This window comes from Pectobacterium peruviense (assembly GCF_002847345.1).
GTDB classification, from domain to species: domain Bacteria; phylum Pseudomonadota; class Gammaproteobacteria; order Enterobacterales; family Enterobacteriaceae; genus Pectobacterium; species Pectobacterium peruviense.
In genome coordinates, this window is the sequence record NZ_LXFV01000014.1 from 37,778 (window position 1) to 61,145 (window position 23,368).

A 23,368-nucleotide genomic window follows, 5' to 3' on the forward strand; every position below is an offset into this window, starting at 1 on the left:
CAAATTGCCAAACCCTCACCAATACAAGTACAAAGAATAAGGAGAAGAAAGAATCGTCAATTGACGAACTCGCCTTATCGTGGCTAGATGGAGGCAGTGCGTCAAAATATGTCAAGTGAAATAAACTTACAAAAATGGTAGGGATGGTCAGGGTAACTATGAACGAACAATATTCCGCAATGCGCAGTAACGTCAGTATGCTCGGCACACTACTCGGCGATACAATCAAAGAAGCACTGGGTGAAAACATCCTTGATAAAGTCGAAACAATCCGCAAGTTGTCAAAGTCATCCCGCGCGGGGAATGAAAAGCATCGTCAGGAGTTGCTGACCACACTGCAAAACCTGTCTAACGATGAACTGTTGCCCGTTGCCCGCGCATTCAGCCAGTTCCTTAACCTGACCAATACCGCTGAGCAATATCATACGATTTCACCACACGGTGAAGCGGCGAGTAATCCGGCACAGCTTTCCAACGCTTTTGAGCGCCTGAAAGAAAGTAAAAATCTGACTGAACGAGATATCCGTGACGCAGTGGAATCGCTGTCGATTGAGCTGGTGCTGACCGCACACCCGACCGAGATCACCCGCCGGACGCTGATCCACAAACTGGTAGAAGTGAATACCTGCCTCAAGCAGCTCGATCACAACGATCTGGCTGATTATGAGCGCAATCAGGTCATGCGCCGTCTGCGCCAACTGATCGCACAGTCCTGGCATACCGATGAGATCCGCAAAATTCGCCCTACCCCGGTAGATGAAGCCAAATGGGGCTTCGCCGTGGTGGAAAACAGCCTGTGGGAAGGCGTGCCTGCGTTCTTACGTGAACTGGATGAACAGTTGGAACAGGCTTTCGGCTACCGTCTGCCGGTTGACGCCGTACCTGTACGCTTTACCTCCTGGATGGGCGGCGACCGCGACGGTAACCCAAACGTCACGGCAGAAGTCACTCGCCATGTGCTGTTACTCAGCCGCTGGAAAGCCGCCGATCTGTTCCTGCGTGATATTCAGGTGCTGGTTTCCGAGCTGTCGATGTCCGAATGTACACCGGAGCTGCTGGAGCGGGCCGGTGGCAGCGAGGTTCAGGAACCGTACCGCGCTATCATGAAGTCACTACGCTCTCAGTTGAGTAGCACGCTGAGCTATCTGGAAGCACGCCTGACGGGTGAAGAACGTCTGCCACCTAAAGACTTGCTGATTACCAATGAGCAGCTTTGGGAACCGCTCCACGCCTGCTACCAATCTCTGAAAACCTGCGGCATGGGCATTATTGCCGATGGTCGCCTGCTGGATACGCTGCGTCGCGTACGCTGCTTTGGTGTGCCATTGGTGCGCATCGACGTCCGTCAGGAAAGCACCCGCCACACCGACGCGCTGGCTGAAATTACCCGTTATCTGGGTCTGGGCGATTATGAAAGCTGGTCAGAATCCGATAAGCAGGCCTTCCTGATCCGTGAGCTCAGTTCCAAACGCCCGCTGCTGCCGCGCTACTGGGAACCGAGTGCGGATACCAAGGAAGTGCTGGATACCTGTCGGGTGATCGCGAAAGCGCCACAGGGTTCTATTGCCGCTTACGTTATTTCAATGGCGCGCACGCCTTCCGACGTGCTGGCCGTTCAACTGCTGCTCAAAGAAGCGGGTTGCCCGTTTGCCCTGCCGGTCGCGCCACTGTTTGAAACACTGGACGACCTGAACAACGCCGATGATGTCATGACGCAGTTGCTGAACATCGACTGGTATCGCGGCTTTATCCAAGGCAAGCAGATGGTCATGATCGGCTATTCCGACTCGGCGAAAGACGCGGGCGTGATGGCCGCATCCTGGGCACAGTACCGTGCACAAGACGCGCTGATCAAAACCTGTGAGAAAGCGGGCATCGCACTGACGCTGTTCCACGGACGCGGTGGCTCCATCGGTCGCGGTGGCGCGCCAGCTCACGCCGCGCTGTTATCACAACCGCCGGGCAGCCTGAAAGGTGGCCTACGCGTGACGGAACAGGGCGAGATGATCCGCTTTAAATACGGCCTGCCGGAAGTCACCATCAGCAGCCTGGCGCTGTACACCGGTGCAATTCTGGAAGCGAACCTGCTGCCACCGCCTGAACCAAAACAGGAATGGCACGATGTGATGGATGAACTGTCCCGCGTGTCCTGCGATATGTACCGCGGATACGTTCGTGAGAACCCGGATTTCGTTCCTTACTTCCGCGCCGCGACGCCGGAGTTGGAGTTGGGTAAACTGCCGCTAGGGTCACGTCCGGCTAAGCGTCGTCCAAACGGCGGTGTGGAAAGCCTACGCGCGATCCCGTGGATTTTCGCCTGGACGCAGAACCGTCTAATGCTACCAGCGTGGCTCGGTGCAGGAGCTGGACTACAGAAAGTGGTCGATGACGGCAAGCAGGAGCAGTTGGAAACTATGTGCCGCGACTGGCCGTTCTTCTCGACGCGGATCGGGATGCTGGAAATGGTGTTCGCCAAAGCCGACTTGTGGCTGGCAGAGTATTACGATCAGCGTCTGGTAGAAGAGAAGCTGTGGCCGTTAGGGAAGCAGCTGCGCGATCAGTTGGCCGCCGACATCAACATCGTGCTGGCGATCTCCAACGACGATCACCTGATGGCAGATCTGCCGTGGATCGCCGAGTCGATCGCACTGCGTAACGTCTATACCGATCCCCTGAACGTGTTGCAGGCCGAACTGTTGCATCGTTCACGTAAGCAGGAACAGCCAGATGCCAATCTGGAGCTGGCGCTGATGGTTACCATCGCTGGCGTCGCAGCAGGTATGCGTAATACGGGTTAATCGCGACAAAACGTTCATGCGCCAAACGCGCTAACTCAGGAGGCTTCTCAACAGAGAGGCCTCCTGTACATTGGTTAAGGGATAACCGCCGTGGTACTACCTAGCGGTAAACGCCAGTCCAACGTGTTCCACGGGCTTTCAGGATTACCCGCTAAGCGACGCAGAATATCCATCTGATCGTTAATAAAATCCTCCGTCACCAGTGAGCGCCAATATTGCCGTCCGACCACGTAACTAATGGCAAAGTGATACCAGCTGTCATATTTCTGTTGCGCATCCCGCGCCATAGACATGATCATATCCCAACCTTCCTCTTCGCCCACCATGCCCACAGCCATACCCCAGCGGCACAGATTGACGCTACGCCCTTCGTCCCAGGCATCAATCCCAGTACGATCCAACGCAAACCGATTGAGCCTCACTATCAGCAATTCACTGTAATGTTCTTCGTCATGCCGACGGCGCTGAATATACGCATCTATCTCCGCTTCAGACATCGCAGACAACCTATGCTGTAGACGGCGGTAACCAGGCCCGTGCCCGTGGCCATTGATCAGTCGATGGATCTGACGCAGCAGCGCTTCGCGAGTTTCAATGCCCCAATCCCGTTTCAGAATATGTCGGATCGCCCCCAGCGCTTCCTGTTTATCACCACCGCCATCCAGCACATCATGCCGATCGCGATTCATTTCCGTCAGAATGGCTGACAACCCCAGTCCCCATAGCTGAATCTTGGATAAAAGCTGCGTATTTTCCTGGTTTTCTACGCTCATGCGTTATCTACTCCCTGCCGCCCCGGCGCTATCCGCTCCAGTTTCATCAACCACTCGCCGATATCATCCATATCGCCACCGTATTCCTGGTATAGCCTCACGCCATGCTGAGCCTTGTCATACAGGCCTAATTCGAAGGCAGATTTCAACAATTCCAGCGCGGTAATCGGCCGCCGAGTGCCCCACTCGATCGCTTCGTCAAAACAGTCTATCGCTTCACGGTGTCGCCCTAAGCGACTTAGACATATACCGCGACGATGCCAGAGTCCATCATCGGACGGTTTGCACCTCACCGCAAAATCCAGATCGGGTAACGCTTCATGGTAACGATGAAAGGTATAAAGCAACATTATCGAACGGGCGGAAAAATACACCCAATGTGATGCATCCAGCGCAATCGCCTTATCCACACACGTCAACGCCTTATCAGGTTCATCAGTAAAACGGAAAGCCTCCGAGAGCATAAACCAGACTTCGGAATTGTCCTGATGATAGCTCAATACATTTTCCAATAGCGGGATCATGTCCTTGTACGTCTCCATTTCGTACAGGGTTCGCGCTAAGCGAATCCGCGCATCGTAGCCATTCTCTTCTTGCCGCTGCGCTTCCTCCATCGCCCATGTGTAGGCCTGCCGTGCGTTCTCATACTGCTTCATCCGATAATAGGCATCGCCAAGTGTCATATAGAGCGTCGAGGAAAGATGACGCTGGCTGAAATCGCCATGCTTGACGAAAAGTGAGCGGTAGATGACCTCAAAAATACTGCCTCGGATTACGCGCCAAGGTGACGTAGCGTTGTGTTCCGCGCGCGCCATCAGATGTTGGATAAAATCGATGCTCAGCGTATAAGCACCATTTTGCAGGTAGCATTCTGCGACTTCTTCACAGTATTCCATGCTGTAACGCTTTGGTTTAATCGTTGTGAAGCCACCAGCAATCGTCTGCGCATTGATTTTAAGCACCTGAATCTGCGCTTCTACGTCATACGGCACCAGCGTGCAGAGATAGCGATACAGTTCCCGAGCTTCAAAGAACAGCCCTTGAGCCAGAAAACAACCAGCCAATCCCTTCAACGCCACGGCGTGATCGCTTTGCATCTCAAGAACCTGATTAAACGCATCGGCTGCAAGCAGATACTGTTGCTCATCCAACTCGATCTGCGCTAACCGCAGGTAACCGTCTATTTGCTCCGGCACCATCGCAATTAATTGACGACAGCACTCGCGAGCAGGAGAAAAATCACCAAGGTGATGGTAGTGGGTTATAGCCCAACAGAGCAGCTCTGGATCGCAGATTTCTCGCGATAACACCTGCGCCAGTTGCCGATCAAATACCGCATTATCATGCTGATAAACGAGGCGAACCAGTTGTTCCCGATCGTGGAAATAGCGGTCTACATCCTCGCCAGTTATACCGGAAGGAAACCGCAACCCCCGCACTGGGATATGCCATACATCTTCATCATTCAGCCATTCCAGCACATCCTCCACCTGCTGTGGTGAATAGTGCCGCTTTAGCAACAGCAAGTTTTGTTCCCAGTCGAACGTCTCCAATAAGCATTGCTTCACCGAGTCTGGCAAGAAAGCACATTGGCCTAAAAAGCCAAACAGCCACAGTGAAACAGGCTGTTTGATTTCGAGACGGTCTAGTACCGATGTCGATAGCACGTCACGCCAAACGTCATCGTCGATACGGCACTGAAAATCCGCATAGATTGTCGCCACACGCTGCTTTATCGCTGCAATTTGCTGCATCGTATCCTGCATCACAGCAATGTCATCGTTCGCTGTATTAGCCGCAGGATTGCTAATGTTCTTAGCCTCTGCTGCCGTCTCTGGCGCAGGATTTCCCTGCTGCTCGACATCCCCTTTAGCCACCAGATAGCGTGCCTGCAAGAGCGCATCTTCATACGCTGCACGGAGCACTTTAAACGCTTCGGCGTCATCTTCTGGATTATGCTGCCGTAACAAACGCGCATACGCACGTCGAATGGCCATTTGGTCGACCGTTTCTTCAATCCCTAAAAATACCCAGCATGACGTTTTCATAACGAATGAGGCTCCATCTCATCAAATACGCTCTGTATCTCTTTTGTTACCCGGCGAATATGCAAGGTGTCCTGCGTTTCCAATGCATCTTCAAAGGCTTGCAATTCATGTGCGATGCGCTCTCGTGCTCCGCCCGTTAATTGCTCATATAAACGCTCACCGCGCGCCAGTAACAGTCGACTTTCCATACGCTCACGCGGGTGTATTTTTATCTCTGCCAACTGCTGTAAGCGCATCTGAATCTCAACGTCCGACAAATCGCAGCTATCATTGCGGATAATCGTTGATTTACTGTTGCCCTCATGGAGGTCTGTCGCCTGCACTTCCAAAATGCCGTTGATATCGTAGGTATAACGCACCCGCACAATGGGTTCGTCTTCTGGTGTGGGCGGAAACTCAATTTCCAGCTCACCCAATTTGACGTTATTGCGCGTCAGACGACTTTCTCCTTGATAGATTTGCAACAACATATTGGTTTGCCCTTCATGACAAGTGCTGAACACCTTTTCCCGGCTCACGGGGACGACCGTATTACGATCAATGATCGGCGTATAATAACCACTTTCCAGGTGTCCATCCGGCAAGCGACGTGCCGTTTCCAACCCTAGAGTAAACGGGCACACATCGGTCAGCACGACCTCCGATAACCCTTGGCTACGCGCCTTGAGCCCAGCCTGCACCGCAGCACCCAACGCTACGATTTCATCAGGGTTTAACGTCGCGACCGGGTACTGGCCGAACAGCCTGGCAGCCAGGCTTCTTACCACGGGCATACGGCTGGCTCCCCCGACCAGAATGACACAATTCAACTCACGCGGAGTAATGGCTGCATCGTTCAATGCCCGCTCGATAGGCTGCCGTAACGCATCAATTAAAGGAGCACAAAGTGATTCGAAATCATCGCGGGTAAGATGCCACGGATACGCTACACCACCGAACTCTGGCGCTATCGTCGCCTCGTGTTGCAGCGTTAACTCGCGCTTCATCATTTCGATATGCTGACGCAGGCGGCTCATTTCAGACAAGCCGAGCGACGTCAACGCATGCACATTCAGAAACGCTTTGACCAGCGTATCGACAAAATCTTCGCCCCCCAGCATGTTGTGCCCTGCTGTGGCATTCACTTCCATAATGCCGTCAAACAGCGTCAGGACCGACACATCAAAGGTGCCACCGCCCAGATCGAATACTAAAAAACGGCTTTCTGGATCATTAACATGTAAGCCGTAACTTAGCGCAGCCGCGGTCGGTTCATTCACCAAGCGCTCTACCTTAAGGCCGGCGAGCTGCCCTGCAATCTGCGTTGCTTTACGCTGTTTGTCATTAAAGTAAGCCGGCACGCTGATGACCGCTTCTGTCACGGGCGCACCAAGAAATGCCTCAGCATCGGCTTTCAGCACGCGTAACAGAAAAGAAGATAATTCCTCAGGCTGGTAGGTCTGTACATCGCCGAGCGAGTAGGACTTTTTCGTCCCCATGTAGCGTTTGAACAATGCTGCGGTTTTAAGTGGGTGAGTAATCAAGCGTTCTTTGGCAACACGACCGACCAATAGATCGCCGTTATCATCAAGGCCGATAACCGAGGGAGTGAGGTAATCACCGTGTGCATTGGGGATCAGTACGGCTTTCTCGCCATCCCAGAAGGAAACCAAACTGTTTGTCGTACCTAAATCTATCCCTATGATATGAGACATGTTCCTCCCTGATTTAACAAACGCAAAACGCCTGATGAAATTCATCGGGCGTTGGTTAAACTTAGTAAAATGAACCGATAAGAGAACTAATTATGACCACAATAACGGATTCGAAAAACGCATTATTGTAAAATAAACCAGGTAATTATCCTGCAATCAGATATTTATCCTGCAAATAATTCCGCGCACGATTATCCAGACCGTATTCCACTTCAAGCCAGCTATCGATCGATCCGTGTCGTTCGTAGATAGCCTGCAACGCCGTCACGATGAACTCTTCCTGTACTGATAGCACATAAGAGAACTGCCCGAGCGCTTTCTCATTCAGCGTTTCCGACAAATGCGCCAGTAGCTGCTGGCGGAATGGCGTCAGTGTCGTGTCCGTGAGCAGGTAATCTTCCATCACGGTTTGCTCATCTGCCCCCAGCGCAAACATCACCAGCGCCGAACCGATACCCGTGCGATCTTTACCCACCGCGCAGTGCTGCACCAGCCCACCCTCATCCGATCGCAATAGCAACGACACCAGCTGTTTATAGGCAGAATTATTGAAAGGCAAGCGGCGGTAGAGTTCCAACATAAACGCTCGGGAATCAAAGGCCGCCAACACATCAGATCCCAACGAATCCAGATTGGCTGTCACTTCGTGGCGTAATGGATTAGCTGGATAGGCGTGATAATTGGCTCCAGTCCATAATATATCGGGCTTCTGCGCAATTTCATCGGCATCCCGATAGTCCACGACATGAGAAATAGGCACGCCAGCAAGGTGTTCACAGTCCGCCTGACTCAGCAGATCCAGCGAGCCAGAGCGAAAAAGTTTACCGTGTCGGATAAGCCGCCCATCAGCAGCCCGGTTGCCACCTAAATCACGGAAATTGATTCCGCCGTCCAGCGGTAATAAAGAGGGATGAAGCAACGTTGGTTCGGTCATACATCTCCTTGCGAGGTTGAAAGGCGAGCAAGGCAACCGTATTACACACGCAGAGCGCGTCGCAGGTTAACCCAATAAACCAGAACAAGTTATTAGGATAAAGGCTGGCCTCTGCGATGACCAGCCCAAAATACCATCAACTTTTGTGCTTATTCAGCCGCTAATAAACGGCGAGTGGCATCCAGCAACACCTTGATGACGGTGGTTTCGGCCAGCTTCATAGTCGCCGCATCTGGAATTTCCTGCTGGGTGCGGTTCACGATCACACCCGCGATCATGCCCGCTTTTAACCCTTGGCTGGCGCACATGGTCAGCAACGTGGCGGATTCCATTTCATAGTTCAGCACACCCATGCTCTGCCACTCTTCCATCGAACCGCGGAAGCGACGTACCACGCGTCCAGAGAAGGTGTCATAACGTTCTTGACCAGGATAGAACGTGTCGGAAGACGCCGTGATGCCAACGTGCAATGCCGCACCCGACGCCTTCGCTGCATCCACCAGCGCGGTGGTACAACCGAAATCAGCAACGGCTGGGAACTCCATCGGCGCAAAGTGCAGGCTCGCACCGTCAAGACGGACGGCTGCGGTGGTGACCAATACATCACCCACATTGATGCCAGACTGAATCGCCCCCGTCGTGCCAACACGCAGGAAAGTACGAATACCGAGCTGTGCCAATTCTTCTACCGCGATTGACGTTGACGGCCCACCAATACCTGTCGAGCAGACAATCACCGTTTTGCCGTCCAGCTCAGCACGCCAGGATGTAAATTCACGGTGTGATGCCAGATGTACCGGGTTATCCATCAGGCGAGCAATTTTTTCAACACGCTCAGGATCGCCAGGCACGATAGCCAGCGTTGCGCCCTGTAAATCGTTCTTAACCAGACCAAGATGGAACACATCAGATGTAGACATAACTGCCTCCCGGGCAATCAGTTGGGTATTCAGAGAAATCGTGCCGAACGCCTCATCTATGCTGCTTGTCGCAGTCTGTAAGCGTCCGTCCAGTAAAAGACTCTAGCGCATCATTCCATTTTTTTAAGTGACGAGAGTCACCTACAAAAAAGAAACGGACATTAACATACATAAAAAATGTGACTTGAATCACTCTTTATCGAGTGGGTAATTCATTTTTGCCGATTAATTGTCTTCTAGTGTAGATTCTTTAATCATTGATAGTATTTATCATCGATGTTCTGAAATCCCTCTTTATATGAAAGCCAGCTGGCTGGTAACAGGAGAGCGCGTAATGAAGACTGATGAACAGACGACCTTCAAACATCTTCCACAAGGGTTATCCCCAGCAGTGGAACCGCAGAGCTTCTCCATCATTACGACGGATTCTGTCGGTATCATTGCCAGTGAAACCACCATTCCTTCTCAGGGGGAACAGCTACCCGCGTATATCGCCAGACCGGCGAACCATGACGGGCCATTCCCTATTGTCCTGGTGGTGCAGGAGATTTTCGGTGTTCATCAACACATTCAGGATGTTTGCCGCAGGCTGGCTAAGCAGGGCTATATGGCTATTGCGCCAGAGCTGTATTTTCGTCAGGGCGACCCTAGCCAATATAACGACATTCAGCAAATCCTGACCGAGTTGGTGCATAAGGTTCCTGACTCGCAGGTGCTGTCCGATCTCGATCACACCGCCAACTGGGCGATTAAACAGGGTGGCGATGCCAGTAAGCTGGCGATAACGGGATTTTGTTGGGGCGGGCGCATCACCTGGCTCTACGCCGCGCATAATCCGCAGCTCAAAGCCGCCGTTGCCTGGTACGGCAAATTTACCGGTGAGAAAACGCTGAATAGCCCCAAACATCCTGTCGATATCGCAACAGAATTGGAAGCGCCTGTGCTGGGGTTATACGGCGCGAAAGACGGGAGTATTCCGCTAGAACACGTGGATATCATGCGGCAGGCGCTGCGTGCAGCCAACGCGACGGCAGAAATTATTGTCTACCCTGATGCCGGACATGCTTTCCATGCCGATTATCGCCCTAGCTACCATGAAGAATCCGCTCGTGACGGTTGGCAACGTATGCTGGCATGGTTTCAGAAAAACGGTGTGGCGTAACACCATCACACGTTTTCGTTCTTACCTACAATCTAAAACGCCACCGAACAACGGTGGCGTTTGGGTTTCAGCGTTTTACAAAGCCAACCTTAGAACGTCGTCCAATCACCGTTGTTACCCTGATCTTTCGCCGCTGCTGGCGCTAAGGACAGCGCTGGTGTACGCGTTGGTGCTGATGCGTAAGAAGCAGTTTTGCCGTTGCCATACGACAGCAGTTTAAATGTGCTCACCGCTTCTGCCAGAACAGAGGCCTGTGCTTGCAGGGAAAGTGCCGCCGAGGCCGATTCTTCAACCAGCGCCGCATTCTGCTGGGTCGTGGTATCAATTTGCCCAACCGCCAGGTTCATCTGGTTAATCCCGTCGCTCTGTTCGCGGCTGGCCTGAGAGATTTCGCTGATGATCTCATTCACATCCCGCACGTAGCCCGTTAAGCCGCTCATCGTTTCTTCGGCGTTATCCACCAGCGACATCCCTTCCTGAATTTTGCTCACGGAGTCGTCGATCAAATCTTTAATCTCACGAGCGGCTGTCGCACTGCGCTGTGCCAGAGAACGAACTTCCCCCGCCACCACCGCAAAACCACGCCCTTGCTCGCCTGCACGCGCCGCCTCAACCGCTGCGTTAAGCGCCAGAATATTGGTCTGGAAGGCAATGCCGTCAATCACGCCAATGATCTCAGCCATACGCTGGGATGAATCACGTATCCCACGCATTTTCTGCGTGACGGAAACCATGACGTCACCGCTTTGCTTAGCAGCACCAGAGGCTTTGTTCGCAATGTCTGTCGCCTGCTGCGTGTTTTCCGCCGTATTTTTAATGGTAGAGGTCAGCTGTTCCATTGAAGCTGCCGTTTCTTCCAGTGAGCTGGCCTGCTCTTCGGTGCGCGATGACAGATCCTGATTCCCTGCGGCGATCTGCGAGGCCGCGCTTGAGATCGTTTCCGCCCCGTCACGCACCTGCCCGACAATCGTACTCAGGCTCGTGTTCATGTGATCCAACGATTGCAGCAGCAATCCCGTTTCATCTTTGCTGGTAACAGTGATGCGAGAGGTCAGGTCGCCCTGTGCCACTCTGTCTGCCACTTGCAAAGCCTGCTGTATCGGTCGGGTTACGCTGCGCGTGATCGACCACGCAATCAACGCCCCAAATACGGCACCCAGTACTAAAATCAGCAATAAAATCATGCGGGTATTACTGTATACCTCTGCCATGGCTTCAACGGAGGTGTCCATCGCATCATCTTGGTAATTCACTAATTGCTTCACTGCATCACGGTACTGCCGCTGTACCACGTTCAGATTATTGTTGAACTCCTCGATCGCCGCTTCCCGATTGCCCGCCACGACTTCGCTAATGATTTTATCGCCAGATTTCAGAAACTCGGTACGAATCGCGCGGATAGCACGTAGCTGGGTGACCGAACGTTCTTCAACGGTTTGGCTTTCTAGCTTGTCCAGCAGACGACCAATTTCCTGACGGAACTCATTCACACGCGTAACGTTTGTCTGAATTTGCACCTGATCAGAGACCAGCATGAGCCGCTGATAGGCAACCAAAATACTGGTGACATTATCGATGAGATTATTGGCATCCACCGTCTGTGGATAAACATCCTTCACGATGCTTCTGGCACTATCCTGAAAGCTGGATAGCTTAGACAGGGAAAAAATACTCACGACGAACAACATCACAATCAGGATGGCAAATCCCGCTCCCAATCGATAACCAATACGCCAGTTTGCTAAATTCATGTCTCACTCCTTTTAGGTAATGCATAGCAATATCAATTGCGCACATGTCGCAGCTTGTGGAACCACAGGGCGGAGAATGGCTGGCTATCTGAAGGAAAAAGCGGTTTCCCTCTGACGCACCAGAGATACCTTTAGGCAGGCATTTCTACGCACGCTCTCAGCATGAGAGGCGCGATCAAAAATCAAATAGTTTCCCTCAGATGTTGAGGTGTAAAAGTGGCAATAAATCTAACAGTAGTACAAATACGGTTGATAAGACCGCAGAGACGTTATCGAGGTGAGATGATGACCTTCCCTCTCCGTATTCGTGCATCCATAGCCGTTCCTGTGTTATTCATTTTATCGGCAATTTGTTTCTTATCTTTACAATTTGATCGTTTAAATCATTCAAAAATAGATAATAAATAGATTTTAACTATCAGAAATCAAGTTTCGATCGGAAAAATCACAGATTAATCCACCAATAATTAACATTAATAACGTCTCAATTACATAAAAGGATAGTCAGACATGTTTGATATTAAAAATAAAGAGATGCGAATTTTTCTTAAAAAAGGATAACAGGCTGAATAAGAAGAGGAAAACCCGTCTTTACTCTATCTATCGAAATAACAGAATCAGGGAGGCACAGCCCCCCTGCGGGAATAGACGGCACGTTGCAACACGGCCAAATTATTGCGGTAAGTTTACGCTTTCTTCGCCCCCATCAGCGCTAGAGACAGCGTTGGCGTGCTCATCGGCATCGGCGCATAAGAACTGGCGCTATCGTGGCTATAAGACTGTATTTTAAACGCGCTCACCGCCTCTGCCAGAACAGAAGCCTGCGATTGCAGCGACAGAGCCGCAGAAGCGGATTCCTCAACCAGAGCCGCGTTTTGCTGGGTCGTGGTATCAATCTGTCCAATCGCCAGATTCATCTGGTTAATCCCATCGCTCTGTTCACGGCTGGCTTGTGAAATCTCACTGATGATGCCGTGTACGTCCTTCACGTGAGCCGTTAATCCACCCATTGTTTCTTCAGCAGTATCGACAAGATCCATACCTTCGCGAATTTTGCTCACGGAATCGTCGATTAAGTCCTTGATCTCCCGTGCGGCAGTCGCACTACGCTGTGCCAGTGAACGCACTTCCCCCGCCACTACTGCAAAACCACGCCCTTGTTCGCCCGCACGTGCCGCCTCAACCGCCGCATTCAGTGCCAGAATATTGGTCTGGAACGCAATGCCGTCAATCACGCCAATGATCTCCGCCATACGCTGAGACGAATCACGTATCCCACGCATTTTCTGCGTCACAGAAAGCATGACATCACCGCTTTTTTGCGCAGCACCGGTGGCCTTATTGGCAATCTCCGTCGCCTGTTGGGTGTTTTCCGCCGTGTTTTTAATGGTGGATGCCAACTGCTCCATCGAGGCTGCCGTTTCTTCTAGCGAACTGGCCTGTTCCTCTGTGCGCGATGACAGATCCTGATTCCCTGCCGTGATTTGCGATGCCGCAGTCGAAATCGTTTCCGCCCCATCACGCACCTGGCCGACAATAGAGCTCAGGCTGGTGTTCATACGATCCAATGATTGCAGCAGCAATCCGGTTTCATCCTTGCTGGTAACGGTGATACGTGAGGTCAGGTCGCCCTGCGCCACTCGGTCTGCCACTTGCAAAGCCTGCTCGATTGGTCGGGTTACGCTGCGGGTAATCGCCCAGGCAATCAGCGCCCCAAATGCAGCACCCATCGCCAAAATAATCAGTAAAATCATGCGAGTATTGTTATACACCTCGGCCATGGTCTCGACAGAATTATTCATCGCGTCATTTTGGTAATTCACCAACTGCTTCACCGACTCGCGGTATTTGCGTTGAATCACGTTCAGGTTGCTATTGAATTCTTCTACAGCGACGTCGTTATTGCCCGCCAGCGCATCACTAATAATTTTGTCACCGGACGTTATGAACTCGGCACGAAGCGCGCGGATAGTCACTACCTGTTTACGAGAAAGCTCTCCTGAGGCATTGCTTTCCAGATTATCAAGCAGGCGGCTAATCTCTTTGCGGTATGCCATGATCCGATCGACATACCCCTGACGCTGCTCCTTACCGGACACCAGCATCATCTGCAAATAAGCGACAAAATGCCCATTCACGTTATCGATGAGGTCATTCGCATCCACCGTTTGTGGGTAAACCTCTTTGACGATATCTCTGGCACCATCCTGAAAGCCGGACAGTTTAGAGAGAGAGAAAATACTCACGGTAAATAACATCAGAATCAAGATGGCAAATCCGCCGCCTAATCGATAGCCAATACGCCAATTCGCTAAATTCACATCTCACTCCTTTTAGGTAATAAATAATAATGACTACTGCGCACAGCCACCGTCCGTTTAATAACGTCACGGAGTGGCAATTAATCGTTTTTTTTCGGGAAAACAAATATGCTTAATGGGTATATTTTAAATACCCACTAAGGAGTAATTGCAGGTGAACTTTCAACATAAGTAATACGTTAAAAAATACAGCAACCTCGATCGATGAGTACATCTTGAGCCGCCGCCATGCCGTTTACCTTATCGGCACAATGCTCACTAGCTTTATGGCGATGTCGATTAAACCCGCTGAATAATAGATGTCTCGATAGCAGATAAATATTCATTTCTGGAAAATAACCGACCAGTTGATGCAGAAAAAAAGGGGGATAGCGCAGTTATTTTATTAAAGGAAAGACAATATAGTTAATTTTTAGGAAGGAAAAAAATGAAGAGAGAAAATAATAAAAAATCGGGAGGAATGGGAAATAATGCGTATTTTATCTATTAGCAAGGCATAAAAGAATCAGGGAGGCGATACCTCCCTGATGTCATCAGCAATTAATATTACTGGGTTTTACGCAGACGCTGTGCTGCCTGAACCATATTTGCCAGAGCCTGACGCGTTTCCGGCCAGCCACGGGTTTTCAGACCGCAATCCGGGTTCACCCACAGGCGTTCAGCAGGAATACGCTGTGCCGCTTTCTTCAGCAGGGCTTCCATCCATTCCACGCTCGGAACGTTCGGGGAGTGGATATCATAAACGCCTGGACCGATTTCATTCGGATATTCGAACTCTTCAAACGACTCCAGCAACTCCATATCGGAGCGAGAGGTTTCAATCGTAATCACGTCCGCATCCAGCGCAGCAATAGAATCCATGATGTCGTTGAACTCGCAATAACACATGTGGGTATGGATCTGCGTATCGTCTTTCGCCACAGCGGCATTCAGACGGAAGGCATCCACTGCCCAGGCCAGATAAGCATCCCAATCCGAGCGGTGCAGCGGCAGACCTTCACGCAACGCCGGTTCGTCAATCTGGATGATGCCAATGCCTGCGGCTTCCAAATCGGCAACTTCATCACGCAGCGCCAGCGCAATCTGCTTAGCGATGGTTTCACGTGTGACGTCTTCACGCGGGAAAGACCAGCACAGGATCGTCACCGGACCTGTCAGCATGCCTTTCATCGGCTTGTCAGTCAGAGACTGTGCGTATTTCGCCCATTCAACGGTGATTGCTTCTGGACGACTCACATCACCGATGATGACCGGCGGCTTCACGCAGCGAGAACCGTAGCTCTGCACCCAACCATTCTGGGTAAAGACAAACCCATCCAGATGCTCACCGAAGTACTCGACCATGTCGTTACGCTCAGCTTCACCGTGTACCAGTACGTCCAGACCCAGACGCTCCTGCTCAGCCACAGCTTGCTTGATGTGTTCAGCAATACCGGTGCGGTAGTTATTACCGTCCAGACGCCCCTGTTTGAAATCCAGACGCAGGCCGCGAATTTCGGTGGTTTGTGGGAAAGAACCAATCGTGGTCGTCGGCCATGCAGGCAGATTAAAGCGCTCGCGCTGAGCATCGGCACGCACCGAATACACGTTCTGGCGCTGACTGTCCTGTGCGGTGATAGCCGCCAGACGCTGCGCAACGGCCGCGTTATTCACACGGGTAGAGGTGCGGCGAGCACGAATCGGCGCGCTGTAGGCCTCCAGTGCCTGACCGTTCCCGCTGTTCAGGGCCTGTGACAGCAGTGACAGTTCCGCACATTTCTGAATCGCAAAGGCAAACCAGCTCTTCACTTCATCATCCAGACGGACTTCCACGCTCAGATCGATAGGGCTATGTAGCAGTGAGCATGAACTTCCCAGCCACAGATCGCGCGTCCCCACCAGCGGTTGTAAACGCTCGAACCAGCTGCTCAGGTCAGCACGCCATACGTTACGCCCGTTAATCACACCCAGAGACAGTACCCAGTTAGCAGGCAGTTGGGCGCTCAGCGTAGCGGCATCATCCTTACCGTGAACCAAGTCGATATGCAGCCCTTGGACCGGCAGCGCTTTGATCGTTTCCAGATTCTGGCTAACGCTATCGAAATAGGTCGTCAGCAGCAGTTTCACCTGACCTTGCAGTGCATCGTAAGCCGGTTTAAACGCGGCCAGCCACTCTTGCGGCAGTTCCAGCGCCAGTGCAGGTTCATCGATCTGCACCCACTCAATGCCACGCTTCGCCAATTCAGCCAGCACCTGCTGGTAAACCGGCAGAATGTCCTGCAACAGCGACAGACGGTCAAACTGCTCGCCTTTCACTTTGCCCAACCACAGGTAGGTAACTGGGCCTAGCAGAACAGGTTTAATTTTATGACCCAGCGCCAGCGCTTCATCGACTTCATCCAGCAACTGTGTCCAGGTCAGCTTGAACTGCTGCCCTTTGGTAAATTCCGGCACCATGTAGTGATAGTTCGTGTTAAACCACTTGGTCATTTCTGCCGCAGCGGCAGGTTGACCGGTTGGTGCACGTCCACGGCCAATGCGGAACAGCGTGTCCAGATCGACAGAGCCGTCTTCATTCTGATGACGTGCAGGTACGTTACCCAGTAGCAGACTTGTCGTCAGCACATGGTCGTACCAGGCGAAATCACCCACTGGCAACAGATCAACGCCAGCATCCTTCTGTTGTTGCCAATGACGTGCACGCAGCTCGCGTCCAACAGTCAGCAACTCTTCCTGTGTTGCGCTACCTGCCCAGTAGCTTTCCTGTGCTTTTTTCAGTTCACGGCGTAGTCCAACGCGCGGAAAACCCAGTGTGTGATTCACAATCGCCATCGTTAACTCCTCATTTAGCCGTCCAGATGTTTACACATCCATAATCCGCAGGTACTGTAGTAAGCACAAGCGCAATTTGTTCACTGTCACTGTGAAGGACTCTCATGATCGAATTTAAACACCTGCGAACGCTGCAAGCACTGCGTAATACTGGATCGTTAGCCGCCGCTGCCGCTGCACTTCATCAAACCCAATCGGCGTTATCCCATCAGTTCAGCGATCTGGAACAGCGCCTTGGGTTCAGGTTATTCGTGCGTAAAAGCCAACCGCTGCGCTTTACGCCTCAGGGAGAAATTCTGCTGCAGTTGGCAGAGCAGGTGTTACCGCAAATTCAGCAGGCGTTGCAAGCGTGTCATGAGCCGCACCAAACCATGCTGCGTCTGGCAATCGAGTGTCACAGCTGTATTCAGTGGCTGACGCCTGCGCTAGACGAATTTCACCAACACTGGCCACAGGTGGTGATGGATTTTAAATCGGGTGTGACGTTCGATCCGCAGCCCGCACTCCAGCAAGGCGAGCTGGATCTGGTCATGACTTCGGACATTATGCCGCGCAGCGGTCTGCACTATTCGCCTCTGTTTGATTTTGAAGTCAGGCTGGTACTGGCTCCCGAACACCCACTGGCAAAAAAAGAAAAAATCGAACCGGAAGATTTCAGCACCGAAACCCTGATGATCTATCCGGTACAGCGGCAACGGCTGGACGTCTGGCGTCACTTTTTACAGCCAGCGGGCGTCAGTCCTGCGCTGAAAAGCGTGGATAATACGCTGCTGTTGATTCAGATGGTCGCCGCCCGCATGGGCATCGCCGCATTACCGCACTGGGTGGTGGAAAGTTTTGAACGCCAAGGGCTGATTGTGACCAAATCGCTGGGTGATGGGCTTTGGAGCCGGTTGTACGCCGCTGTCCGCGACGGAGAGCAGCGCCAACCGGTCATTGATGCGTTTACTCGTTCGGCGCGTCAGCACGCTTGTGATCATTTGCCGTTCGTAAAGGACGCTTCACGACCCAATGCTGGTGTACCCACAACGAGGACGTAATGATCGCCGTCCCCACGATAAAGCTCAGCCAGTCTGGCGTTTTGTGCCAGATGGCGAAGTTGACCAGTAGACCGGCTGGCACGTGGAAGTTATTCATTATGCTGAGCGTTCCGGCATCCACCTGAGTTGCGCCGTAGTTCCACATAAAATAACCAAGACCAGAAGCGCCAATCCCCAGCCAGAGCAACACGCCCCACTGCAAGGTTGTGGTGGGCAATTTACCCATATTACCGAAGAGCAGCCATGCAGCTATCGTCACAATCGCAGCTCCCAGATAAAACCAGGAAAACGCGCAGTGCTGCGGCACAGGATGAATCTCCATCAGACGCTTATAACCAACCTGACCAGCGGCAAAACACACATTAGCCACCTGCACGAGCAGGAATCCCCACCAGAAGTGCTCACTCACGCCGTGATAGTGGATCACCGCCGCCCCGAATACCGCCAGCAGCGCACTCATCGCGTAGCCTAAGCGCAGGCGCTGCCGAGCAAGCAGATCGTAAATCAGCGTAACGTACAACGGCGTCATCACTGTGAAGAGTAAAAACTCAGGTACGGTCAGGTACAGGTATGCCTGGAACACAAACAGGTACATGATACCCAGTTGGCAAGCACCCACTAACATGTATAGGAAAATGACGCGCGGCGCGTAGCCCCGCCAACGTAAGAAGGGCAAAAACACCACTGCTGCGGCAGTTAAACGGAACATCGCAGAAAACCAGCTATCGACCTGACCCGCCAGATATTCGCCAATCAGGCTGAATGAAAATGCCCACAAAATAGTGGTGATAATAAGTAATGGCACGACAGCATCCACTGAGAAAAAAGTAGCGCCATTGTAGCGGAGATGGCTGAATGAATTTCAGTCAATGTGGTTTACATTGGGTTAAATAATGGACAACCAGAAAATAAACTCAACAATGAGGAGGCATGGCGTTAAATAACCTTTGCCAAGATAGCCATTGCGCCGCTAAATATGTTTTATTACAGAAGAAATAGAGCCTCTTTTTATAAAATAAAAGAGGCTCAGTGACCTAAGAATTAAATCTGCCATCTGAACCAGGCAAAGAAAACATTACCGTTATTGTATGTTCCGGGGATGTAAGTCGCCTGAAAAGAGAGTTTGCTGTAGCTTATTGATGCCAAAGGCAACAAGACGGGAATTGGAATATAGTTCCAGTTATCACGCATTGTGAAACCTGCCGTAAAGCCTAGGCCCAGTTGAAAATCCTGATCGCTGGTTGGCCGCCAACGCTTTTCATAACCGTAGCCACCGATAGGCTCCCATTTGTTATAGGAGTCTTTAAACGCCATGATATAAAGCCCGTGCCAGTCCCCGTCCTTATCTAAACGGGAAACGCCGTAACCCGCGCCCCACGGCCTTTCATTATATCTATCGGTCTTTTCTTTATCGTATGTCCAGCGGTTATGCCAGGTGATGGTCGGGATATAGATATCGTGGCTCTGTGGCGAATTCCAGGTCGTAGATAGATTATTTTTACTTTTCTGCCACCAGCTTTCCTCATGCTTTTCCGATGCCGAATCCTTGGCATCAGCCGCAGCGGGTGCGAGATTCGTCGTGCTACTCGTATTATTTGTCCCCACATTATTTATGCTTTCTGCTGCGTAGCTTAAAAAAGGAACAACGGGTAGTGTAATCAAACTTGACATGATTAAAATTCGCTTCAAATACATATAAGGTTCTCTGTAACAGCGTCACGATTCCATTCAAACAAAAGTGATCCGAACAAAACTATTCTGATCGTTACCAGAATATATAGTTCAACTTACGCAATCTGCCTATATAAACGGGGAAATCAAAGCAGCCTATTATGAAGGGATAAACAGCAACTGTGGCTAAATAGATGGTAAGTTCAGAGATGCTTTCAGACGTTTCCTAGCCGAAATAACAAAAAACCACCTTATTTCTCGGTAGTTTATATTCTGATGGAGATAAAATGCCGGCCTCCATCTCAGCTTGAATAGCGTGAATCGTTAACGCCGCAGGGTCAAATACCGTCGCCGTATTCAAAGCCACGGTTGATACCGTTGAAATACTGATCCATATCCATGGCGGGCTTGTCGCTTTCCGGACGACCGACGATACGGGCTGGCACCCCTGCCGCCGTCGTGTGTGGAGGAACGGATTGCAGCACGACAGAACCCGCGCCAATTTTCGCGCCGCAGCCTACCTCAATATTCCCCAGGATTTTAGCGCCTGCGCCAATCATCACGCCTTCACGAATTTTAGGGTGACGATCGCCGCTGGTTTTGCCCGTACCACCCAGCGTAACGGATTGCAGAATGGAGACGTCATTTTCAACCACGGCTGTTTCGCCGATCACAATGCCTGTTGCGTGATCGAGCATGATCCCACAGCCGATTCTCGCAGCCGGGTGAATATCGACACCGAAAGAAACTGAGATCTGATTCTGGAAATAGACCGCCAACGCTTTGCGGTCCTGAGACCAAAGCCAGTGGCCAATGCGGTAAGCCTGTAATGCATGAAACCCTTTCAGGTAGAGCAGCGGCGTAGAGTATTTATCCACCGCCGGATCGCGCAGGCAGACGGCCTGAATATCACGCGCAGCAGAGACAATCATCTGTGGATCGGCACTGTAGGCTTCTTCAACCACCTCACGAATAGCGATCGCAGGCATAATCGAATTGGCTAACTTATTCGCCAACATGTAGCTCAGTGCGCTACCCAAATTCTCGTGCTTCAGCAATGTGGCGTGAAAAAAGCTGGCCAACATCGGTTCACAGTCTGCGAGACTGCGCGCTTCTGCTTTGATATTGGTCCAGACCAGTGCCAGTTCTTCTGTCGACATTGCCTTACTCTCCGAGATACCACACATCACAACGTATATCTGTTCCAAACAACAGGCTTGTTAGCCCGCCGCTCGTACACAAGAAAATGAAGATACTATGGGCCTCCAAGATTAGGAAGCCCAGCATAGAACGACGTGTTTTATAAATTGGCGGTTTCGTCTTTACGCGTGCGCCCCAACAGGCTCAGCGCCGCTTCTCGAGCGTCTTTCCCGCAATACAGAACCTGCCAAAGCTGCTCAGTAATTGGCATTTCAACGCCGTAGCGCTGCGCTAATGCCAATACTTCTTTCGTATTGCGGTATCCTTCAACAACCTGACCAATGCTATCCTGTGCGCTCTGCACATCCATTCCCTGCCCCAGCATCATGCCAAAGCGTCGGTTACGGGACTGATTATCAGTACAGGTCAGCACCAGATCGCCAAGCCCAGCCATTCCCATGAAGGTAGTAGGATCAGCGCCCAATGCAGCACCAAGCCGGGTCATTTCCGCCAGCCCGCGAGTGATCAATGCGGTACGTGCATTAGCACCAAACCCAATGCCGTCAGACATCCCGGCACCGATGGCAATGACGTTTTTCACCGCTCCGCCCAACTGCACACCGATAAAATCCGGGTTGCTGTAAACACGGAAGCTCTTCCCGCAATGCAATAGCCGTTGCAGGTCATCAGCAAATTCACTGTCCGTTGATGCAAGCGCAATAGCTGTCGGCATGCCGGCCGCTAATTCTTTGGCAAATGTCGGGCCAGATACCACCGCTAGCGGGATCGTTTCACCCAACGCTTCGCGTGCGACATCCTGCAACAGACGCCCTGTTTCTGCTTCCAGCCCTTTGGTCGCCCACACGATACGTGCATCGGCGCGCAAATGGGGTTTCAACTGACGCAAAACATCACCGAATACATGGCTCGGCACGACAACCAGCACGTTTCTGCTGGCAGCGAGCGCCTGCGCCAGATTCGTTTCCAACTGTAGCGAATCGGGGAAAGGAACATCAGGCAGGAATGCCTGATTACAGCGAGCGGCCTGTAACGCCTGAATGTGCGTAGGGTTGTGACCCCACAACACGACTCGATGGCCATTACGCGCCAGCGTAATGGCTAATGCGGTGCCGTATGAACCGGCACCGATGACGGTCATGGAAGCGTCAGACGCGTTCATCAGGCATCCTGATGCTGCGCAGCGCCTTCACCTTCACCCTCGGTCTGCTGCTGCAGGTAATTCATGAACAGCGCATCAAAGTTAACCGGAGCCAGGTTCAATTGCGGGAAGGTACCGCGAGAAACCAGGCTGGTGATGCACTCACGCGCGTAAGGGAACAGAATGTTCGGGCAGTAAGCACCCAGGCAGTGAGCCAGTTGAGTCCCTTCAATACCGCCAACGGTAAAGATGCCACCTTGCTGAACTTCACACAGAAATGCAGTTTCTTCACCCAGAGAAGCCGTTACGGTCACACGCAGTACGACTTCATAGATGTCATCAGCCAGTTGGCTAGAAGCCGTATCCAGATCCAGTTTAACTTCCGGCTGCCATTCCTGTTGGAACACCTGAGGCGCTTTCGGCGCTTCAAAAGAGATATCTTTGGTGTAGATACGTTGGATTTGGAAAGCCATTTCTGTGTTGTTTTGTTCAGACATGTTAAGTAATACCCTTTTGTTAGATTTTTTGACGTCTTCCGTCGTCATGAGTAGGCGGACGTCAGCACATTTTTGTCATTGTCGTACTGCAATCAGCCTGTCGGTTATCCTGCGAAATCGTGGCCATTTTGGCTGTGAATGACTTACTGCACATGGCACGATGCGGATAGTTTTACCACAAACCGTTTTATTTGCCGCGGACTAAAGGCAGATTCTCACCGCTCCAGCCAGCCAGACCATCTTTCAGTACTTGCACACGCTCAAAACCGGCTTTGTGCAAATTATCGGCCGCTTCACGTGAAGAGAGACCGTTGGCGCAGACCACGATAATCGGCTGCGACTTATGTTTTTCAAGCTCACCTACGCTGCCGTTTTTAATGTCGATCGGCAACAGGTTAAATGCGCTGGCAATATGGCCACGGCGATAGTCGTCACGGTTACGGATATCAACGACGACAGCATCTTCTTTATTAATCAGTCGGATCGCTTCACCACGAACCACTTCTTTCACGTTCGACAGTTTACTCTTCACAGTAAGTACAATTACCGCAACCAACAGCGCAACCCAGGCGATGCTTAAAATAGGGTTCTTGCTAACGAATGGCATAATCTCTTGCATGGGGTGTAACGGCTCCCGGATCAGTTAAGC

General features: G+C 51.6%; 17 protein-coding genes. 3 read left to right on the plus strand and 14 right to left on the minus strand.

The window, feature by feature from the left end; genetic code table 11:
- Positions 1–158 precede the first annotated feature (158 nt).
- Positions 159–2,798 (plus strand): phosphoenolpyruvate carboxylase, encoded by a 2,640-nt coding sequence (gene ppc, locus A0G03_RS12430; protein WP_048258260.1) that lies wholly within the window; start codon positions 159–161, stop codon positions 2,796–2,798.
- 74 nt (positions 2,799–2,872) lie between these two features.
- Here the strand turns inward: ppc and A0G03_RS12435 are convergent, their stop codons facing one another.
- The 5 genes from A0G03_RS12435 to udp all read right to left on the minus strand — a co-directional run bounded on the left by A0G03_RS12435 (position 2,873) and on the right by udp (position 9,167).
- Positions 2,873–3,571, minus strand: coding sequence for a DUF1266 domain-containing protein (locus A0G03_RS12435; protein ID WP_048258259.1), 699 nt, complete (start codon positions 3,569–3,571; stop codon positions 2,873–2,875).
- Entirely contained in the window at positions 3,568–5,619 is a 2,052-nt protein-coding gene (locus tag A0G03_RS12440; protein WP_048258258.1) for a J domain-containing protein, read from the minus strand. The genes A0G03_RS12435 and A0G03_RS12440 overlap by 4 nt, the downstream gene beginning before the upstream one ends.
- Positions 5,616–7,313 (minus strand): Hsp70 family protein, encoded by a 1,698-nt coding sequence (locus A0G03_RS12445; protein WP_048258257.1) that lies wholly within the window; start codon positions 7,311–7,313, stop codon positions 5,616–5,618. Before A0G03_RS12445 ends, A0G03_RS12440 begins: the two co-directional genes overlap by 4 nt.
- A 145-nt stretch (positions 7,314–7,458) precedes the next feature.
- Positions 7,459–8,247 (minus strand): tyrosine-protein phosphatase, encoded by a 789-nt coding sequence (locus tag A0G03_RS12450; RefSeq protein WP_048258256.1) that lies wholly within the window; start codon positions 8,245–8,247, stop codon positions 7,459–7,461.
- Between the two features lie 149 nt (positions 8,248–8,396).
- Positions 8,397–9,167, minus strand: coding sequence for a uridine phosphorylase (gene udp / locus A0G03_RS12455; protein ID WP_048258255.1), 771 nt, complete (start codon positions 9,165–9,167; stop codon positions 8,397–8,399).
- 334 nt (positions 9,168–9,501) lie between these two features.
- Between udp and A0G03_RS12460 the strand changes: the two genes are divergently transcribed.
- Entirely contained in the window at positions 9,502–10,329 is an 828-nt protein-coding gene (locus A0G03_RS12460; RefSeq protein WP_048258254.1) for a dienelactone hydrolase family protein, read from the plus strand.
- An 89-nt stretch (positions 10,330–10,418) separates the two neighbouring features.
- Here the strand turns inward: A0G03_RS12460 and A0G03_RS12465 are convergent, their stop codons facing one another.
- The 3 genes from A0G03_RS12465 to metE form a co-directional block, all read right to left on the minus strand.
- On the minus strand, positions 10,419–12,080 hold the full coding sequence (locus A0G03_RS12465) for a methyl-accepting chemotaxis protein (protein WP_048258253.1): 1,662 nt from the start codon (positions 12,078–12,080) through the stop codon (positions 10,419–10,421).
- A gap of 686 nt (positions 12,081–12,766) precedes the next feature.
- Complete coding sequence (locus A0G03_RS12470; RefSeq protein WP_048258252.1) at positions 12,767–14,401, minus strand: methyl-accepting chemotaxis protein; 1,635 nt, start codon at positions 14,399–14,401, stop codon at positions 12,767–12,769.
- 546 nt (positions 14,402–14,947) lie between these two features.
- Positions 14,948–17,212 carry a 5-methyltetrahydropteroyltriglutamate--homocysteine S-methyltransferase gene (gene metE, locus A0G03_RS12475; protein ID WP_048258251.1) on the minus strand — a complete coding sequence of 755 codons (2,265 nt, stop codon included), beginning with the start codon at positions 17,210–17,212 and terminating at the stop codon, positions 14,948–14,950.
- A gap of 104 nt (positions 17,213–17,316) precedes the next feature.
- Between metE and metR the strand changes: the two genes are divergently transcribed.
- The gene (gene metR, locus A0G03_RS12480; RefSeq protein ID WP_048258250.1) at positions 17,317–18,252 is read left to right on the plus strand and encodes an HTH-type transcriptional regulator MetR; all 936 of its coding nucleotides are present in this window, start codon (positions 17,317–17,319) and stop codon (positions 18,250–18,252) included.
- Here metR and A0G03_RS12485 read toward each other — a convergent pair.
- The 6 genes from A0G03_RS12485 to A0G03_RS12510 all read right to left on the minus strand — a co-directional run bounded on the left by A0G03_RS12485 (position 18,158) and on the right by A0G03_RS12510 (position 23,338).
- Positions 18,158–19,057: a carboxylate/amino acid/amine transporter gene (locus A0G03_RS12485; RefSeq protein ID WP_048258249.1), complete on the minus strand. Its 900-nt coding sequence runs from the start codon at positions 19,055–19,057 to the stop codon at positions 18,158–18,160. The genes metR and A0G03_RS12485 overlap by 95 nt on opposite strands.
- Before the next feature lie 236 nt (positions 19,058–19,293).
- On the minus strand, positions 19,294–19,947 hold the full coding sequence (pagP, locus tag A0G03_RS12490) for a lipid IV(A) palmitoyltransferase PagP (protein WP_048258248.1): 654 nt from the start codon (positions 19,945–19,947) through the stop codon (positions 19,294–19,296).
- 314 nt (positions 19,948–20,261) lie between these two features.
- On the minus strand, positions 20,262–21,083 hold the full coding sequence (gene cysE / locus A0G03_RS12495; protein WP_048258247.1) for a serine O-acetyltransferase: 822 nt from the start codon (positions 21,081–21,083) through the stop codon (positions 20,262–20,264).
- Positions 21,084–21,223: 140 nt separating this feature from the next.
- Complete coding sequence (gene gpsA, locus A0G03_RS12500; protein WP_048258246.1) at positions 21,224–22,243, minus strand: NAD(P)H-dependent glycerol-3-phosphate dehydrogenase; 1,020 nt, start codon at positions 22,241–22,243, stop codon at positions 21,224–21,226.
- Positions 22,243–22,719: a protein-export chaperone SecB gene (secB, locus tag A0G03_RS12505; RefSeq protein ID WP_011091811.1), complete on the minus strand. Its 477-nt coding sequence runs from the start codon at positions 22,717–22,719 to the stop codon at positions 22,243–22,245. The genes gpsA and secB overlap by 1 nt, the downstream gene beginning before the upstream one ends.
- A 187-nt stretch (positions 22,720–22,906) precedes the next feature.
- Complete coding sequence (locus A0G03_RS12510; RefSeq protein WP_048258245.1) at positions 22,907–23,338, minus strand: rhodanese-like domain-containing protein; 432 nt, start codon at positions 23,336–23,338, stop codon at positions 22,907–22,909.
- Positions 23,339–23,368: the final 30 nt, after the last annotated feature.

Coding starts and splice junctions, on each gene's coding strand:
- ppc (WP_048258260.1), top strand. CDS start 159: ATGAACGAACAATATTCCGCAATGCGCAGTAACGTCAGTATGCTCGGC.
- A0G03_RS12435 (WP_048258259.1), bottom strand. CDS start 3,571: ATGAGCGTAGAAAACCAGGAAAATACGCAGCTTTTATCCAAGATTCAG.
- A0G03_RS12440 (WP_048258258.1), bottom strand. CDS start 5,619: ATGAAAACGTCATGCTGGGTATTTTTAGGGATTGAAGAAACGGTCGAC.
- A0G03_RS12445 (WP_048258257.1), bottom strand. CDS start 7,313: ATGTCTCATATCATAGGGATAGATTTAGGTACGACAAACAGTTTGGTT.
- A0G03_RS12450 (WP_048258256.1), bottom strand. CDS start 8,247: ATGACCGAACCAACGTTGCTTCATCCCTCTTTATTACCGCTGGACGGC.
- udp (WP_048258255.1), bottom strand. CDS start 9,167: ATGTCTACATCTGATGTGTTCCATCTTGGTCTGGTTAAGAACGATTTA.
- A0G03_RS12460 (WP_048258254.1), top strand. CDS start 9,502: ATGAAGACTGATGAACAGACGACCTTCAAACATCTTCCACAAGGGTTA.
- A0G03_RS12465 (WP_048258253.1), bottom strand. CDS start 12,080: ATGAATTTAGCAAACTGGCGTATTGGTTATCGATTGGGAGCGGGATTT.
- metE (WP_048258251.1), bottom strand. CDS start 17,212: ATGGCGATTGTGAATCACACACTGGGTTTTCCGCGCGTTGGACTACGC.
- metR (WP_048258250.1), top strand. CDS start 17,317: ATGATCGAATTTAAACACCTGCGAACGCTGCAAGCACTGCGTAATACT.
- pagP (WP_048258248.1), bottom strand. CDS start 19,947: ATGTATTTGAAGCGAATTTTAATCATGTCAAGTTTGATTACACTACCC.
- cysE (WP_048258247.1), bottom strand. CDS start 21,083: ATGTCGACAGAAGAACTGGCACTGGTCTGGACCAATATCAAAGCAGAA.
- gpsA (WP_048258246.1), bottom strand. CDS start 22,243: ATGAACGCGTCTGACGCTTCCATGACCGTCATCGGTGCCGGTTCATAC.
- secB (WP_011091811.1), bottom strand. CDS start 22,719: ATGTCTGAACAAAACAACACAGAAATGGCTTTCCAAATCCAACGTATC.
- A0G03_RS12510 (WP_048258245.1), bottom strand. CDS start 23,338: ATGCAAGAGATTATGCCATTCGTTAGCAAGAACCCTATTTTAAGCATC.